The organism is Phenylobacterium sp., from assembly GCF_030646615.1.
In the GTDB taxonomy this organism is placed as follows: domain Bacteria; phylum Pseudomonadota; class Alphaproteobacteria; order Caulobacterales; family Caulobacteraceae; genus Phenylobacterium.
In genome coordinates this window covers 1-14,251 of record NZ_JAUSLG010000105.1, presented here as the reverse complement: position 1 = coordinate 14,251, position 14,251 = coordinate 1, and the positions used below count along the sequence as shown (strand labels likewise).

19 protein-coding genes and 1 tRNA gene are annotated in these 14,251 nt (G+C 69.3%); 11 read left to right on the top strand and 9 right to left on the bottom strand.

Annotated features, from left to right (window positions below):
* Positions 1 to 80 precede the first annotated feature (80 nt).
* Complete coding sequence (locus tag Q7S93_RS18795) at positions 81 to 917, top strand: carbon-nitrogen hydrolase family protein (protein ID WP_304716372.1); 837 nt, start codon at positions 81 to 83, stop codon at positions 915 to 917.
* Positions 918 to 939: 22 nt separating this feature from the next.
* Here Q7S93_RS18795 and Q7S93_RS18790 read toward each other — a convergent pair whose 3' ends face one another.
* Complete coding sequence (locus Q7S93_RS18790; RefSeq protein WP_304716371.1) at positions 940 to 2,217, bottom strand: sulfatase family protein; 1,278 nt, start codon at positions 2,215 to 2,217, stop codon at positions 940 to 942.
* 133 nt (positions 2,218 to 2,350) lie between these two features.
* Here Q7S93_RS18790 and Q7S93_RS18785 point away from each other — a divergent pair, with 133 nt between their 5' ends.
* Positions 2,351 to 2,941, top strand: a complete 591-nt coding sequence (locus Q7S93_RS18785) for a hypothetical protein (protein WP_304716368.1) — start codon at positions 2,351 to 2,353, stop codon at positions 2,939 to 2,941.
* Positions 2,942 to 2,971: 30 nt separating this feature from the next.
* Here Q7S93_RS18785 and Q7S93_RS18780 read toward each other — a convergent pair whose 3' ends face one another.
* Both Q7S93_RS18780 and Q7S93_RS18775 read right to left on the bottom strand, forming a co-directional pair.
* Complete coding sequence (locus Q7S93_RS18780) at positions 2,972 to 3,460, bottom strand: pyridoxamine 5'-phosphate oxidase family protein (RefSeq protein ID WP_304716367.1); 489 nt, start codon at positions 3,458 to 3,460, stop codon at positions 2,972 to 2,974.
* A 66-nt stretch (positions 3,461 to 3,526) separates the two neighbouring features.
* Positions 3,527 to 4,420, bottom strand: coding sequence for a phytanoyl-CoA dioxygenase family protein (locus tag Q7S93_RS18775; protein WP_304716365.1), 894 nt, complete (start codon positions 4,418 to 4,420; stop codon positions 3,527 to 3,529).
* Positions 4,421 to 4,585: 165 nt separating this feature from the next.
* Between Q7S93_RS18775 and Q7S93_RS18770 the strand changes: the two genes are divergently transcribed.
* From Q7S93_RS18770 to Q7S93_RS18745, 6 genes are all read left to right on the top strand, one after another.
* A complete protein-coding gene (locus Q7S93_RS18770; RefSeq protein ID WP_304716364.1) occupies positions 4,586 to 4,771 on the top strand; it encodes a YegP family protein in 186 nt (61 codons plus the stop codon).
* A 96-nt stretch (positions 4,772 to 4,867) separates the two neighbouring features.
* Entirely contained in the window at positions 4,868 to 5,005 is a 138-nt protein-coding gene (locus Q7S93_RS18765; RefSeq protein ID WP_304716361.1) for an entericidin A/B family lipoprotein, read from the top strand.
* A gap of 85 nt (positions 5,006 to 5,090) precedes the next feature.
* On the top strand, positions 5,091 to 5,498 hold the full coding sequence (locus Q7S93_RS18760) for a DUF983 domain-containing protein (RefSeq protein WP_304716359.1): 408 nt from the start codon (positions 5,091 to 5,093) through the stop codon (positions 5,496 to 5,498).
* 128 nt (positions 5,499 to 5,626) lie between these two features.
* The gene (locus tag Q7S93_RS18755) at positions 5,627 to 5,785 is read left to right on the top strand and encodes a DUF3309 family protein (protein ID WP_304716358.1); all 159 of its coding nucleotides are present in this window, start codon (positions 5,627 to 5,629) and stop codon (positions 5,783 to 5,785) included.
* Positions 5,786 to 6,008: 223 nt separating this feature from the next.
* Entirely contained in the window at positions 6,009 to 7,343 is a 1,335-nt protein-coding gene (locus Q7S93_RS18750) for an MFS transporter (protein ID WP_304716355.1), read from the top strand.
* Positions 7,344 to 7,355: 12 nt separating this feature from the next.
* The gene (locus Q7S93_RS18745) at positions 7,356 to 8,114 is read left to right on the top strand and encodes a DUF599 domain-containing protein (protein ID WP_304716354.1); all 759 of its coding nucleotides are present in this window, start codon (positions 7,356 to 7,358) and stop codon (positions 8,112 to 8,114) included.
* A 6-nt stretch (positions 8,115 to 8,120) separates the two neighbouring features.
* Here Q7S93_RS18745 and Q7S93_RS18740 read toward each other — a convergent pair whose 3' ends face one another.
* The 3 genes from Q7S93_RS18740 to msrA all read right to left on the bottom strand — a co-directional run bounded on the left by Q7S93_RS18740 (position 8,121) and on the right by msrA (position 9,659).
* On the bottom strand, positions 8,121 to 8,579 hold the full coding sequence (locus tag Q7S93_RS18740; RefSeq protein ID WP_304716353.1) for a DoxX family protein: 459 nt from the start codon (positions 8,577 to 8,579) through the stop codon (positions 8,121 to 8,123).
* Positions 8,580 to 8,670: 91 nt separating this feature from the next.
* Positions 8,671 to 9,012, bottom strand: coding sequence for an MmcQ/YjbR family DNA-binding protein (locus Q7S93_RS18735; RefSeq protein ID WP_304716352.1), 342 nt, complete (start codon positions 9,010 to 9,012; stop codon positions 8,671 to 8,673).
* Positions 9,009 to 9,659, bottom strand: coding sequence for a peptide-methionine (S)-S-oxide reductase MsrA (msrA, locus tag Q7S93_RS18730; RefSeq protein ID WP_304716351.1), 651 nt, complete (start codon positions 9,657 to 9,659; stop codon positions 9,009 to 9,011). Before msrA ends, Q7S93_RS18735 begins: the two co-directional genes overlap by 4 nt.
* Before the next feature lie 137 nt (positions 9,660 to 9,796).
* Here msrA and Q7S93_RS18725 point away from each other — a divergent pair.
* Positions 9,797 to 9,886, top strand: a tRNA-Ser gene (locus Q7S93_RS18725).
* Positions 9,887 to 9,938: 52 nt separating this feature from the next.
* On the opposite strand, the gene Q7S93_RS18720 is transcribed toward Q7S93_RS18725, so the two are convergent.
* The 3 genes from Q7S93_RS18720 to Q7S93_RS18710 form a co-directional block, all read right to left on the bottom strand.
* Positions 9,939 to 10,835: a tetratricopeptide repeat protein gene (locus Q7S93_RS18720; protein WP_304716346.1), complete on the bottom strand. Its 897-nt coding sequence runs from the start codon at positions 10,833 to 10,835 to the stop codon at positions 9,939 to 9,941.
* Positions 10,836 to 10,839: 4 nt separating this feature from the next.
* Positions 10,840 to 11,256 carry a hypothetical protein gene (locus Q7S93_RS18715; protein WP_304716343.1) on the bottom strand — a complete coding sequence of 139 codons (417 nt, stop codon included), beginning with the start codon at positions 11,254 to 11,256 and terminating at the stop codon, positions 10,840 to 10,842.
* Positions 11,257 to 11,372: 116 nt separating this feature from the next.
* Positions 11,373 to 12,074: an arylesterase gene (locus Q7S93_RS18710; protein WP_304716341.1), complete on the bottom strand. Its 702-nt coding sequence runs from the start codon at positions 12,072 to 12,074 to the stop codon at positions 11,373 to 11,375.
* Between the two features lie 67 nt (positions 12,075 to 12,141).
* On the opposite strand from Q7S93_RS18710, the gene Q7S93_RS18705 reads away from it, so the two are divergent.
* Together Q7S93_RS18705 and Q7S93_RS18700 are read left to right on the top strand one after the other, a co-directional pair.
* Positions 12,142 to 12,849 (top strand): ABC transporter ATP-binding protein, encoded by a 708-nt coding sequence (locus Q7S93_RS18705; protein WP_304716337.1) that lies wholly within the window; start codon positions 12,142 to 12,144, stop codon positions 12,847 to 12,849.
* A partial coding sequence (locus tag Q7S93_RS18700) for an ABC transporter permease (RefSeq protein ID WP_304716332.1) occupies positions 12,846 to 14,251 on the top strand: 1,406 nt, incomplete at its 3' end. The genes Q7S93_RS18705 and Q7S93_RS18700, both read left to right, overlap by 4 nt.

Here is a 14,251-nt window from a genome sequence, read left to right as displayed (position 1 = left end):
CCAGACCCGAGGCGCGAACCGGAATGGCCAACCCGTCGCACCTGACATTCCCCGCGCCCAACGCCGCCTCATCGGAACGCGTGCGTATCGCCATCGCGCAGACGGAGGTGGCGTTGGACGCCCGCGTGAACGGTCCCCGAATCCGTTCCCAGATGCGCGAGGCCGCCGCCGCCGGCGCACGGCTGATCCAGTTCACCGAAGGCGCCATGTCCGGCTACCCCTCCGGACCGGGGAAGCAGGCGCTGGCCGGGTGGAACATCGACTGGTCGGCGCTGCGGGCCGAGTTGGAGGAGACGGCCGCCCTGGCGGCGGACCTCTCCCTCTGGACCGTCATCGGCGCCGCCCATCGGCTCACTCCGCCACACCGGCCGCACAACAGCCTCTATGTGATCTCCGACCGGGGTGAGATCGCGGGCCGCTACGACAAGCGCCTGCTATCCTATTCGGAGGTGACAGAGTGGTATGCGCCCGGGGCGCGGCCGCTGGTTTTGGAGGTGGACGGCTTCCGCCTCGCCTTCCTGCTGTGCATCGAAATCCAGTTTCCCGAACTCTTCGTGGAGTGCTCGCAGCTCGGCGCGGACCTGGTCCTGATATCCACCTTCTCGCGAGATCCGATGTTTGCGATCCAGGCCCAGGGACACGCGGCCTGCGGCGCCTTCTGGCTCGGGTTCTCCGTGCCGGCGCAGCACAGCGACGCTGCGCCGGCCGGCCTGGTCGGCCCTGACGGCCGATGGATCGCCCAGGCGCCGGCGGACGGCCAGCCATCGCTGGTGATCGCTGATCTGGACAGGATGGACAAGACGCTTCAAGTCGCTCTGCGACACGCGCGGTCCTGGCGGGCGAGGGCGCGGTCGGGTGAGCTACATCAGGCCGCGCAGGTGGAGGACCCCCGTAGCCTCGCCACACACCGGTTCTGATTTGAGGCGCCGCAGCCGCGCCTCAGTCCTTCCACGTCTCCGCGCTCTCCGGGGCCGGGGCGGGGGGCCTAGCCTCGGCGAAGGGGGCGTACTTGGCGCGGGCTTCGGCGACGCGGCGGGCCATGTCTTCGGCCACATCGGGATGTAGCGACAGCAGGGAGTAGGTCTCCCCGGGATCGACGCTCAGGTCGAACAGCAGCGGATAGCGGTGCTGGTCCAGCGGGATGTCCATGGTCCGGTAGTAGGACCGCACCACATATTTCCAGCGGGCCGTGCGCACGGCGGCCACGTGCAGATTGTCGAACAGGATCACCTCGTCGTGGGGTGAGGCCTCGCCCCGCAGCAGGACGCCGGAGAGGTCGGCGCCGTCGATCCCCTCGGTCGGCGGCTCCAGGCCCGCCATGGCCGCGATCGTCGGCAGCAGGTCGAGATTGCTGGCCAGGGCGTCGGAGACTGTCCCGGCGGGGATCGTCCCCGGCCGCCAGGCGATGAAGGGCACGCGATAGCCGCCCTCCCAGGCCGCCCCGCCCTTGCGGTCGCGGAACGGGCCGGTGGAGCCCTCGAACCAGGGGCCGTTGTCGGAGGTGAAGACCACCATCGTGTCCTCCGCCAGGCCGAGGTCCTCCAGCCTCCGCAGCAGGCGGCCGACCTGGGCGTCCACTTCTTCGACCACCTCGCCATAGTCGCCGGCCGGCGAGCCCTGCGGGTCGTCGGGATTGGGGCGCAGGGGCACGTGCGGGGCCGTCAGGGCCAGCAGGATGAAGAAGGGCTCGTTCCGGTGGGCCTCGACGAAGGCGGTGGTCTCGTTGAAGAAATGCTCGGTCAGCTTGGCGAAGTCGGCCTTGGACTCGCTCATCGGCGCCTCGCCTTCGCCTTCATAGAGGGTGAGCGGCCGCATATCGTGGCTGTAGGGCAGGCCCATGAAGCGGTCGAAGCCGAACCGCTGCGGCGGCCAGTGGGGCGAGACGTGGCCCAGGTGCCACTTGCCGATCAGGGCGGTGGCGTAGTCGGGCTTCAGCAGCCGCGGAATGGTCGGGGCTTCGGGCGGCAGGCCGTTGGTGTCGGCCGGCTGGATCACCTCGCGGGCCAGGCCATGGCGGATGGCGTAGCCGCCGGTGAGCAGGCCCGCCCGGGACGGGGTGCAGACATTGGCCGAGGCGTAGAAGTCGGTCAGGCGCGCGCCCTCGGTGGCCATCCGGTCGAGCTGTGGCGTGCGGATCAGCGTCCCGCCATCGCAGCCGATATCCCCGTAGCCGAGGTCGTCGGCCAGGATGATGATGACGTTGGGCTGGCGCGGCATGGCTGTTTCTCCGGGTGGCGAGACCCCGCGGCAGGGCCGGGGCTTTGGCCAACCGAGGGCGCCAGGGCCGGCAGGTCAAGTCCCGGCGCGCGGGGTGAGGGAACCAGATCGGCTCCCCTTGCGTCATTGCGGTATGACCCATCTTCCCAACCGGCGCCCCGCCCGCGGCGTCCGCCCCGTCAGCACGGCCCTTGTGCCGCTCTTGGCCGCCTTGGCCCTGGCCGCCTGCTCGGACCCCGCCGGGGAGCGTGGGTCGCCCGAGGCGCCGGCGTCCGCCACCCCCATTGCGCCCGACACCGGGCCTCCGGCGTCGCCGCCGGCCACGACGGGCGAGACCGTGGGCGGCGACGGCTCGGCCATCGTGCTCAACGGGCTCACCGGCGACGAAGTCGATTCGGCCGGATTGTCGGGGGAGTTGGCCTGCGCCTTTGTGGGCGAGGGGGACCAGATCCTGCTGCACGCAAAGGGCGTCGTGGCCTCCTCCGAGCCGGCCCAGGGGGTGGTGAAGGTCGGCGACTATGTGGAGCGCGTCGGCGCGCCGGGCGGCTTTGATGGCATTCTGCGCGGCGCGACTTTCGCCGGCCGAGGCAAGACGGTTGTGATCGAGGTGACCGGCGCCCCGATCGGCAGGGGGGAATCGCCCCCCAATCCGGCCACGCTCACCTATCAGCGCGCCGATGGCGCCAGCCGCGTCTTCAACGGCCTGTGGACCTGCGGCCCCTAGACGCGCCAGGGGCCGCCCAAGTTACCGCGTCTAGCTCAGCCGGACTTCACCGACCTTGTCGGCATAGTCCTGCTTGGGGTCGCGGCCCATCATGACCTTGATGCCGGCGAACAGGCTGTGTTCGTTCAGCCAGATCTGGGCGCGTTCCGGCTCGAAGCGCAGCAGTTGCAGCTTGGGGTCGTCCTTTCCCCCTTCGTACCAGGCGGCCACGAAGGGGTTCCAGAGCCGCTCGATCGCATCGCGATCGTTGTCTGGGACAAGCTGGCCGTGGATGGTGGCGAACACCTCATGACCCTTGGATGAGAAGTGGGCCATGGCCCGGTGGCCAGCTCCCGTGGCCTGCACCAGATCCACGCCCTTGGCGCTGAAGATCCAGATGGGACCGCCCTGGTCGCCCTCGATCTGGGCGGTCATTGGCTGGCTGTGGCCTTCCTCGACACCGATCAGCCCCAGCATCAGGGTGCGATCGGATTTCAGGGCTTTCCAGAACTTGGCTTCGAGTTCGGCGAGGTCCGCCATGGCGGGGCTCCTTCAGGTTGGGGGACAGTTGTCCCTTGCCGAACGAAGCCGAAACGCCCCCGTTCCCTAGCCGCCGCGCACCTGGGCGCCGATGGCGGCGAGATCTTCCGCCGTTCCGAACGCCGCCGCCTCGCCTTCGCCCCGCAGGGCGTAGCTGGGCGGGACCATTTCCGGCCCCTGGCCTGGGGCCAAGGGCGGGGTGTAGTAGCCGAGCGCGTAGCCCCCCAGCGCATAGCCCAGCAGGTCCTGAAGGTCCCGGGGCAGGGTGCGGGCGATCTCCGGCGGGCAGGAGAGATACTGGTTCTCCTCCTGCCGCAGCCAGCCGAGGGCGTAGGTGATGTTGAGGCCCCAGCGGTCCTCGCCGCCGAGATGGGCGCCGCCCCCATGGAAGACGCTGCCCGTATAGACCAGCACCGAACCGGCCTGCATGACGGCCCGGGCGATCTCGTGGTCCTGCGGCCGGCGGTCGTCCGGCCAGGCCTGTGAGCCAGGGACCACCTGGGTGGCGCCGTTCTGGGCGGTGAAGTCGGTCAGCGCCCAGATGGTGTTGAGCTGCGGCTCGATCCCCTTCAGATGCGCGCCCCAGGCCCAGCGGTCGCGATGGATCGGCTGGGCGCCCTGACCTTCCATGATGCGGATGAGCTGGGTGAGGTGCAGGCGCCAGCGCTCGCAGTTGGGCTTGAGCAGATGGGCGCAGAGCGCCTGGATCTGCAGGTGGGTCACCAGCGGACGGCAGGCTGGCGCGCGGGCGACCAGGGCGCCTGTCCGGGTGGTGCGCACGCCGGTGAAGCCGTCCTGGCCGACCGGCGTGGCCTCGACAAAGGGCGCAAGCTCGGCCCTGAGCTCGGTCAGCATGGCGGGCGTCAAGACGGCGTCGAGGACGAGGGCGCCGTCGCGGTCGAGGATCGCGGCTATGGCGTTCGCCGGCGCGTCGGCCGGCAGATGGGTCAGATCGACCATGGTTTCCTTCCCGGTGGGGCCCGTGGTCCTTAGGGCCTGCCACGCCCCAGCGACGGCCCCTTTCGGCGCCAGCATGCCCTGGCCCCGGGCCGAGGCCAAGCGGTTGCCCGTCGTCCGAAGGGGAGGCAAGGTCGGGTTTCCGACAATTCCATCCGGGAGGGCGCGATGGCCTACAAATTCGAAATCTTCAAGGACAAGGCGGGCGAGTTCCGCGTGCGGTTCCGCGCCTCCAATGGCGAGATCATGTTCTCGTCCGAGGGTTATGCGTCCAAGGCGAGCGCCAAGACCATGATCGAGTCGATCAAGAAGAACGCTCCTGACGCCGGCGTGCAGGACGACAGCGCCGGCTGAGGCCGCGCCATTTTCATTGATCCCAGCCTGCGGCGTCGCTTAGATCACGCCGCAAGCTGGGCCAGGGGGTCCGGCGCTCCGGAGACCTGACATCTGATGCGCAAGGTGCTGATCCTGGCCGCCGCGACGGCCGCCCTGATGGTTTCGGCCTGCAACACCGTGGCCGGCGTCGGCCGCGACATGGAAGCCGCAGGCTCAGCGGTGAAGAGCACGGCTGAGGACATCAAGCGCTAGACATCTGCGGCGCGTCCGAGGGGCGGCGAAGAGGCCGACCATGCGACGGGGCGCCGCCCTTTCGCCGGGACGGAGAAGGGCGCATATGGTCTCCATGACCCAGGCCGCACGTCCCAGCTTCTTCACCGCCCTGAAGCGTGGCCTGAAGGGCCGCTGTCCGGTGTGCGGCGACGGGCAGCTGTTCTGGCGGTATCTGAAGGTGGAGCCGGCCTGTCCCGCCTGTGGTCATGACCTGGCCCAGTATCCGGCGGACGACGGCCCGGCCTATTTCACCATCCTGATCGTGGGCCACCTGATCGTGGCCCCTATCCTGCTATTTCCGTTCATCTGGCAGGCGCCGCTCTGGGTGGTGATCCCCGCCACCCTATTGCCCCTGGCGGGGCTGACCCTCCTGCTGCTGCCACGGATCAAGGGCGCTTTCATCGGTGGGCTCTATGTGCTGGGGGTGAAGGAGTCCGACGCCCACCTGCACAGCGCCGACGCCGCCGACTGAGGCGCCGGCCCGCCCCGCGCTCGCCGTGGGCGCCTCTGCGCCGATGCGCCTGGAACCTGCGCCTTTAGCGCTCGTTCTCTGGTCAAGGCTGCGCGGACCACGGGGTTCGCGCCTTGGGAGAACATCCGATGTCGCTTGGCACAATCCTTCTGATCATTCTGGTCCTGGCGCTGATCGGCGCCCTGCCGACCTGGGGCCACAGCCGGAGCTGGGGCTATTTCCCGTCAGGCGGCCTGGGCCTCATCCTGGTGATCGTGCTGATCCTGGTGCTGATGGGTCGGATCTAGCCTCTCCCGGCCCTATCCCGCCGGCGGTGGCTCGATTGAGGGCTTCCGCTGGCGGGCGGACGTCCCTAGAGCATGATTCAACGATCAGACGGACCCGCCTGATCGTTGATCATGCTCTAGACTTCAGAGTTGGAGCGCGTTTCATCCGGAAAACCGGATTCCACTTTTACGGAACGCGCTCTAGCATCGCCAGAACGATAAGACGCACCGGGGGGCGGCGGGCATGACGGCGACTGAAACAGGCGCAGACTCTCAGGCGCCGCCGGGACTTCTCGTCCCTGGCCTGACCCCCATCCAGCGCTTCAAGGCCATCGCCGGCGGCTCGGCGGGGAACCTTGTTGAGTGGTACGACTGGTTCGCCTATTCGTCCTTCGCCCTCTATTTCGCGCCGCACTTCTTCCCTACCGGCGACCCGACTTCGCAGTTGCTGCAGGCGGCAGCCGTGTTCGCCATCGGCTTCCTGGCCCGTCCGGTCGGCGCTTGGATCATGGGACTCTATGCCGACCGGGCCGGACGCAAGGCCGCGCTGAGCCTGGCCGTCGCCATGATGTGCGCGGGCTCGCTGGTGATCGCCGTGATCCCCGACTACGAGGTGATCGGCGTGGCCGCGCCGGCTGTCCTGCTGCTCGCGCGCCTGCTCCAGGGACTGTCCGTGGGCGGCGAATATGGCGCCAGCGCCACCTATCTCTCGGAGATGGCCGGCAAGGAGCGCCGCGGCTTCTGGTCCAGCTTCCAGTTCGTGACGCTGATCTCGGGCCAGCTCCTGGCGCTGGGCGTCCTGATCCTGCTGCAACGGGTCATGCCGACCGAGGATCTTGAGTCCTGGGGTTGGCGCATTCCCTTCGTCATCGGCGCCCTGCTGGCGGTGGTGGTGTTCTGGATCCGCCGGGGCCTGGAGGAGAGCGCGTCGTTCCAGAACGCTCAGGCGTCCGGCGCAGAGCGGGCGCGGACCATGATGCTGTTCACCCACCATCCGTGGGAGACCGCCGCCATCTTCCTGCTGACCGCCGGCGGGTCGCTCGCCTTCTATGCCTATACGACCTACATGCAGAAGTTCCTGGTCAACACCTCGGGGTTCACCAAGGAGACGGCGACCAACATCACGGCCGCCGCCCTGGTGGTCTATCTGTTCATCCTGCCCCTGTTCGGCTGGCTGTCGGACAAGTGGGGGCGGCGGACCAACCTGGCCTTCACCTTCGGGGCTGGGATGCTGCTGACCTATCCGATCATGACCACCATGGCCGGGGTCACCGAGCCGCTGATCGCCTTCGGCCTGATGGTGGTGCTGATCGTGATCATCGCCGGCTATACCTCGGTCAGCGCGGTGACCAAGGCCGAGCTGTTCCCCGCCCACGTCCGGGCGCTCGGGGTGGCGCTGCCCTACGCCATGGCCAACGCCGTGTTCGGCGGCACCGCCGAAGCCGTCGCCCTGGGCTTCAAGGGGCAGGGGGTGGAGAGCGCCTTCTACATCTATGTGTCGGCCATCATGGGGGTGGCGCTGATCACCTCGCTGCTGCTGCGCGACAGCCGCCGCCACAGTCGCATCCTGGAGGACTAGGAAACCGCGCCGATGTTTGGCCTGCAACTCTCCACCCTGGACACCGTGGCGCTCGCCATCTTCGCCATCGCCTGGCTGGCCTATGAGCCGCTGGTCAAGGCGGCGTTGGGGCGTCGCCACATGATCAATCTCGACATGGCCGTGATCCGTAGCGCCTGGATGGGGAATATGGCCCGGCGGGAGAGCCGGCTGATGGACAGCCAGCTCCTGGGCCATACGATCAACTCCGCCTCCTTCTTCGCCTCGTCCAATCTGATCCTGATCGCCGGCGCGTCCGGGGTGCTGTTCGGGGGCGAGTCGGCCTTCCGCAGCGCCTCCAGCCTGTTGGTCATCGAGACCTCCACCCGGCTGCTGTTCGAGGTGCAGGTGGCCCTGGTCTTGATCACCCTGGCGCGCGGCCTGCTGGATTTCATCTGGGCCATCCGCCAGCTCAACTACACCATCGCCGTGGTGGGCGCGGCGCCGGACGAGGCGGTGGGTTTGGCCGGCGTCTATGGCTCCGCGGCGGGGCGGCTGCTGAACCCGGCGCTCTCGGCCTTCAACGCCGGGGTGCGGGGCTACTATTTCGCCCTGGCGGCGGCCAGCTGGATCTTCGGCGCCACGGCCTTCATCGTCGCGACCCTGAGCGCCGTGGCGCTGCTGATCTGGCGCCAGCGGAATTCCGCCGCGGCCCACGCCATCGCCGACATCCGCACCGTCCTGGAAGGCGCGCCGCCGGCCGTCGCAAACCCCAGCCGCGCCAAGGATGTCGACGAGACGCCGCGGGCCTGAGAGCCTTCAGCGGCCGACCAGCAGGGCGCGCAGGTTGAACGGACCGGGACCCCGGGCCAGCATGTCCAGGCCGATCAAGGCCAGGAGGACGGCTGGCATGGCCGCCGTCAGCCCGCCGCTTCGATAGACGAACGCCGCCGTCACGGTGAAGAGGATGGCGCAGACCAGTCCGGCCCAGCGGGTCAGCAGGCCCGTGATGAAGGCCAGACCACAGGCGATCTGGACGTAGACGGCGATCCGGACGGCGAAGCCCGCCGCGGGGGCGCCTTGCAGCGCCACCTTCTCGATCAGCGCGGCCATGACCGAAGGCGTCGTGGCCGCACCCCAGACGCTCGCCAGCAGGAAGGCGCCCACCACCAGCCGGGTCAGCAACCGCACCCAGGGCGCAATGCCCGACAACCACGATAGGTTGAGCCACGACGGCCAGGGCGGCGTCCAGGGCGCGGGCTCCTTGGGCTCAGGCACGGCGAATCTACGTCCAAAGGTTGCAGGTGACGATCACCGACAGTCCGGTGGGCGTCAAGCCGGTGGAGGGGCGTGGACCCTAAGCTCGAGCTCAGGCCAGGCCCAGGGCCTGCCGTTGCGCGCGGGTCAGCTTGGCGCTCACCAAGCGGTGGGCGGTGGCCAGCCATGCCGCCACCTCATCGGCGTCAAGCGCGGCCAGGTCATCAAAGCGCACCCATCGCGCCCGGGCGAGGTAGGGCGCCGGCCGCGCCACGCCGCTCTCCACCAGGGCCTCATAGGCAATGTCGGTGGCCTTGAACGACAGCCCGCCATCCGGGCTGGCGACGGCGAACATCCGCCCGCCCACCTTGAACACACGCTCAGCGCCCCACTGGACGCTGAGCGTGGCCGCCGGCAGGGCCAGGGCGGCGGTGTCCAGCGCCTGCGGGCTCACGCCTCGACGCCGGTCCCGATCGGGCAGGTCACGCCGGTGCCGCCGATGCCGCAATAGCCGCCGGGATTCTTGGCCAGATACTGCTGGTGATAGTCCTCGGCGAAATAGAAGGGGCCGGCCTCGACGATCTCGCTGGTGATCGCCCCCAGGCCCTTGGCCGACAGGGCCTGCTGGTAGACGCCCCTGGTGGCGGCCGCGGCCGAACCTTGAGCCTCGTTGGCCACATAGACGCCCGAGCGGTACTGGGTGCCCACATCGCCCCCCTGGCGCATGCCCTGGGTCGGATCGTGGCCTTCCCAGAACACCTTCAGCAGTTGCTCATAGGTCATCACGCGGGGATCATAGACCACCAGCACCGCCTCGGTGTGGCCGGTGCGGCCGCTGCACACCTCTTCATAGGTGGGGTTGGGGGTGAAGCCGTTCACATAGCCGGCCGCCGTCACATGCACGCCGGGGATCTGCCAGAACAGCCGCTCGACCCCCCAGAAGCAGCCCATGGCGAAGACCGCGGTCTCCGAGCCTTCCGGATAGGGGCCCTGCAGGGGCTGACCGTTGACGAAATGGGTCTTGGCGGTGGGGATCGGCTGGCTGCGGCCGGGCAGGGCGGTCTGCGCCGTCGGCATCTCGGCAGGCTTGCGGAACAACATGGCGACCTCGGACAGATAGGGATGGCTCTTGCCCTACAGATAGGACGCCGCAGGCCATCCGAACAGGGCCGCTTGCCCCGGCCGCCCACCTCGCTATATAGACGCCCTTCCGCCGGGGGCCCGCCCCCGACCGGTGTGGTGAGGTGGCCGAGTGGTTGAAGGCGCACGCCTGGAACGCGTGTATAGGGGAAACTCTATCGAGGGTTCGAATCCCTCTCTCACCGCCACCGTCTCGCGCCAGGTCGCAGGCGGGGGCGAACTCCAGCCAGCTCCATTTCGTCACGCCTCCGCCATCTCGCGCAGGTCGAGCTCGGCGGCGATGTAGCCGAAGGCGAAGCGGCTGCGGCCCTGCAGGATCTGGTCGAACACCGCCCGGGCGCGGTCGGTCTCACCATTGTAGAGATACCAGTTGCCGACCCCATAGCCCTGGGTGGCGTAGATGGTTTCCAGGTCATGGATCACCTGCGATCCCTTGTCGGGGCTCAGCAGGTCCTCGGGCGCCAGTTCGCCGCGATACATCCGCAGGCGGCGGTAATAGGATGGCCCCTCGACAAAGGCCTCATCGGCCAGGCCCTCGGGAACGGTGGCCAGCACCGCTTCGGCGGCGGTCTCGTCGCCCTTGCGGCGCAAGGTCATGTAGAGCCAGTCGTTGCAGGCGGTCAGCCCGTCATAGTCGTCCTCGCGCACCCATTTGAGGCACTGGCGATAGGCGGCCTCGGCCTCATCCCACTCGCGCAGCAGATAGTGGGCGAGCGCCAGGTGGTACCAGGTGTTGAACTGGATGCTGGTGGGCGGCACCGGCAACTCGTTGTCTTGGCCATCAGGCTCGATCCACTCGGCCATGCCCTCGATCAGCGCCGCGGCCCGGGCGAGGTCGGCCTTGCCCTCGGCGAACCGCCGGGTCGACAGATAGCGATGGCCCCGCTGGCGCAACAGTTCGAAGGAATCCGGAAACCGCTCCAGGCCTTCGCTGAACACCGCGATGGCCTCTTCGATCCGATATCGGAACCCCAGCACCCGCCCATACCAGACGGTGGCGGGCAGGGAGGGATCGACCTCATAACGGGCCTGGGCGCGCTCAAGGGTGCGGCGGGAACGGTCTCGGATGCTGTCTTCGCTCATGGAGACAGTAGGGCGGCCGATCTGCGCCTTGGCAAGCGGGGCCGGCGGGCCCATTCGCTCATTCTACAACGGGCGTAGGTGTCGTGGTCCTGTCATTGAGGGAGCCGGCCCAACCTATATTCATGAAGCGAGGATCGGCGTTCAACGCCGAGTTCAGCTGGGTCAAAAACGATGGGAAATTCTTACTTCTAAAAAGTCCGAACGCTTCCTTGGCGTGAAGATGGCATTCACTGTCAAACACACGGGCGATAAAAAGCTCATACTTGTATCGGCCGTCCCTGACGTTGAGCCACCAACCATGGTCGTCCTGAATAGGCTCTGAGGCCTCATATCCGAGCGGCCTCAGGATTATCGCCCAGGCTTCGGCAATGTTCTTGCCGGCAGGCACAATCTCTTCGAAATCAACCGACTCGTCGCCTTCGACGCCGTCATAGGGCAGTTCGGTTTCGAACTCTGCAAACGGCCTGATCTTCACCGTGCGTCCTCCTCGCCTTCTGTTGATCGCCATACGGTCCGCCCGCCCGGCAGAGCTTGAAAAGCTTGGCACGGCGACGGGAGGAATAAAAGAACAAGAAGAGAACTTTTCTCCTCCTAATCCCCCGCCAGCGCGCCTGCGACCGCGGGGGCCAGGCGCTGGGCGATGATCCTTACGCCTTCCGCATTGGGGTGGATGCCGTCGCCCTGGTTCAGGGCGGGGTCGAGGGCGACGCCGTCCAGCAGGAAGGGATAGAGGGGGACGTCGTGGTCGCGGGCGAGGCTCTCGAACACCGCGGCGAAGTCTGTGGCGTAGGCGCCATAGCTGGGGGGCGCCTGCATGCCGGCCAGCAGGATCGGGATGTTGCGCGCCTGAAGCCCGGTGATGATGGCCTCCAGATTGGCGCGCATCCGCGCGGGCTCGATCCCCTGCAGCATGTCGTTGCCGCCCACGGCCACCACGCACAGGTCGGTGTCGTCCTGGATGCTGAAGTCCAGCCGGGCCAGGGCGCCGGCGGTGGTGTCGCCCGACACGCCGGCGGCCCGCACCCGCACCGGCGTTCCGGCCGCCGCCAGGGCCGCCTCCAGCTGGGCCGGCAGCGCCTCGCGGGACGGCAGGCCATAGCCGGCGGTGATGGAGTCCCCCAGGATGGCGACCACCGGCAGGTCCGCGCCGCCCCCCGGCGGAGGCGGTGGCTCGGCGGCAGGCGCGTCTTTCGGGGCGGGCGGAACGGCCTCGCCGCCGCAGCCGGCGGCGCCAAGCGCCAGGGCGCCCAGCAGAAGGGTTCGACGGGAGAGCAAGGTTCGGCGTGCGATCATGGCTGTGGTCCCCCATATAGGTCGGCCGGGCGGGCAGGAAACGCTTAAGCCCGCCATCGGGAGCCCCATGGCCGAAAACCTGCCTGCGCCGCCACCGCTCGCCCTCTCGGCCCTGACCCTCAGCCTGCCCTCTGCGGCGGGCCCGGTGAAGATCCTGCGCGGGGTGGACCTGACAGTTTCGCCTGGCGAGACGGTGGCCATCATCGGCCCGTCGGGCTCGGGCAAGTCGTCGCTGATCTCGGTGGCCGCCGGGCTGGAGACGCCGACCAGCGGGACCGTGCGCCTGTTTGGCCAGGACCTGGGCGCCCTGGACGAGGATGGCCGCGCCCGCCTGCGGCGGGGCCGGTTGGGCCTGGTCTTCCAGAGCTTCCACCTGCTGCCCAACATGACGGCGCGGGAGAATGTCGCCGCCCCCCTGGAGCTGGCCGGGCGGCGCGACGCGATGGCGCAGGCCGACGCCTGGCTTGACCGGGTGGGGCTGGCGGCGCGGCTGACCCACTATCCCCATCAGCTGTCCGGCGGTGAGCAGCAGCGGGTGGCTTTGGCCCGAGCGCTGGCGGTTCGGCCCGAGCTTCTGTTCGCCGACGAACCCACCGGCAATCTGGACGGCGCCAATGGCGCCATGGTCGCCGACCTGATGTTCGACCTGCTGGCGCAGGCCGGCGCGGCCCTGGTCCTGGTCACCCATGACGCGGCCCTGGCCGCCCGCGCCGACCGCATCGTGCGCATGGCCGACGGTCTGATCGTGCCTGAAGCCCCTGAGGCTCACGCATGAGGCTCGCCCTGCGGTTCGCCGGGCGGGAGCTGAGGAGCGGGGTCGCGGGCTTCCGCATCTTTCTGGCCTGCCTGGCCCTGGGCGTGGCGGCCATCGCCGCGGCGGGCTCCACGGCCGAGGCCTTCCGCCAGGGCCTGGCCAGCCAGTCGCGGGAAATCCTCGGCGGCGACGTGGTGTTCAGCGTCGACCAGCGGCGCTTCACCGACGAGGAGCGCGCCGCGTTCGCGCGCCTCGGTCCCAGCGTCTATTCCGTCCGCGCCAACGCCATGGCGCAGACGGCCGAGGGCCAGCGGCGGCTGGTGGACGTGCGCGGGGTGGCGGACGGCTATCCCCTGGTGGGCGCGGTCGAGCTGGAGGGCGCCGAAAGCCTGGCCGCAGCCCTGACGCCGACGGACGGCGTGGCTGGGGCTGTGGTGGAGCAGGCCCTGCTCGACCGCCTGGACCTGGAAATGGGGGACATCTTCACGGTGGGCCAGGCGCGCTTGCGGGTCGGCGCGGTGCTGATCTCCGAGCCCGACCGCATCGGCCGCGGCTTTGCGCTGGGTCCCCGGGTGCTGACCGATGTGGGCACGGTGGAGGCCACCGGCCTGCTGGGCGGCGGCCTGTTTGGCGAGGCGGTGCGGGTGCTGCTGCCGGCCGCCGCCGACCCCAAGGCGGCCATCGAGGAGGTGCGCGAGGCCTTCCCCGACGCCGTGTTCCAGGCGCGCGACCGGTCCGAGGCCGCCGCCGGCGCCGGACGGCTGATCGACCAGCTGGAGTACTTTCTGGGTTTCATTGGCCTGGCCTCCCTGGTGGCCGGCGGCCTCGGCGTCGGCGGGGCGGTCTCGGCCTATCTGGAGGGGCGAAAGGCCTCCATCGCCACGCTCAAGGCCCTGGGCGCTGAAGGGGCGCTGGTACGTGACATCTATCTGATCCAGATCGGCGCGCTGGCCCTGTTGGGCGTGGCCATCGGCCTGGGGATCGGCGCGGTGACGCCGCTCGTCATCGGCGCGCTCGCCGCCGACCAACTGCCGATCCCGGCCCTGTTCGCGGTCTATCCGGAACCCCTGATCCGCGCCGGCGCCTTCGGGCTGCTGGCCGCGGCGGCCTTCTCCCTCTGGCCCCTGGCGCGGGTCCGGACCACGCCGCCGTCGTCCCTGTTTCGCCAGGAGATGTCGGGCCGCCCGACGCTGGGCCTGGAGACGATCCTGGCCGTCGCCGCGGCCCTGGGCCTGGCGGGCCTCGCCATCCTCACAGCCCCCAGCCGCTGGGCGGCGGCGGGTCTGATCGGCGGGGCGGCGGGCGCCTTCCTGGCGCTCAGCCTGCTGGGCCTGGCCGCCGCCTGGGGCGCTGGCCGCGCGCGCCGCCTGGCCCGGGGCGCGGTTCGCCTCGGCCTCGCCAACCTGGCCGGACCCCGCTCCGC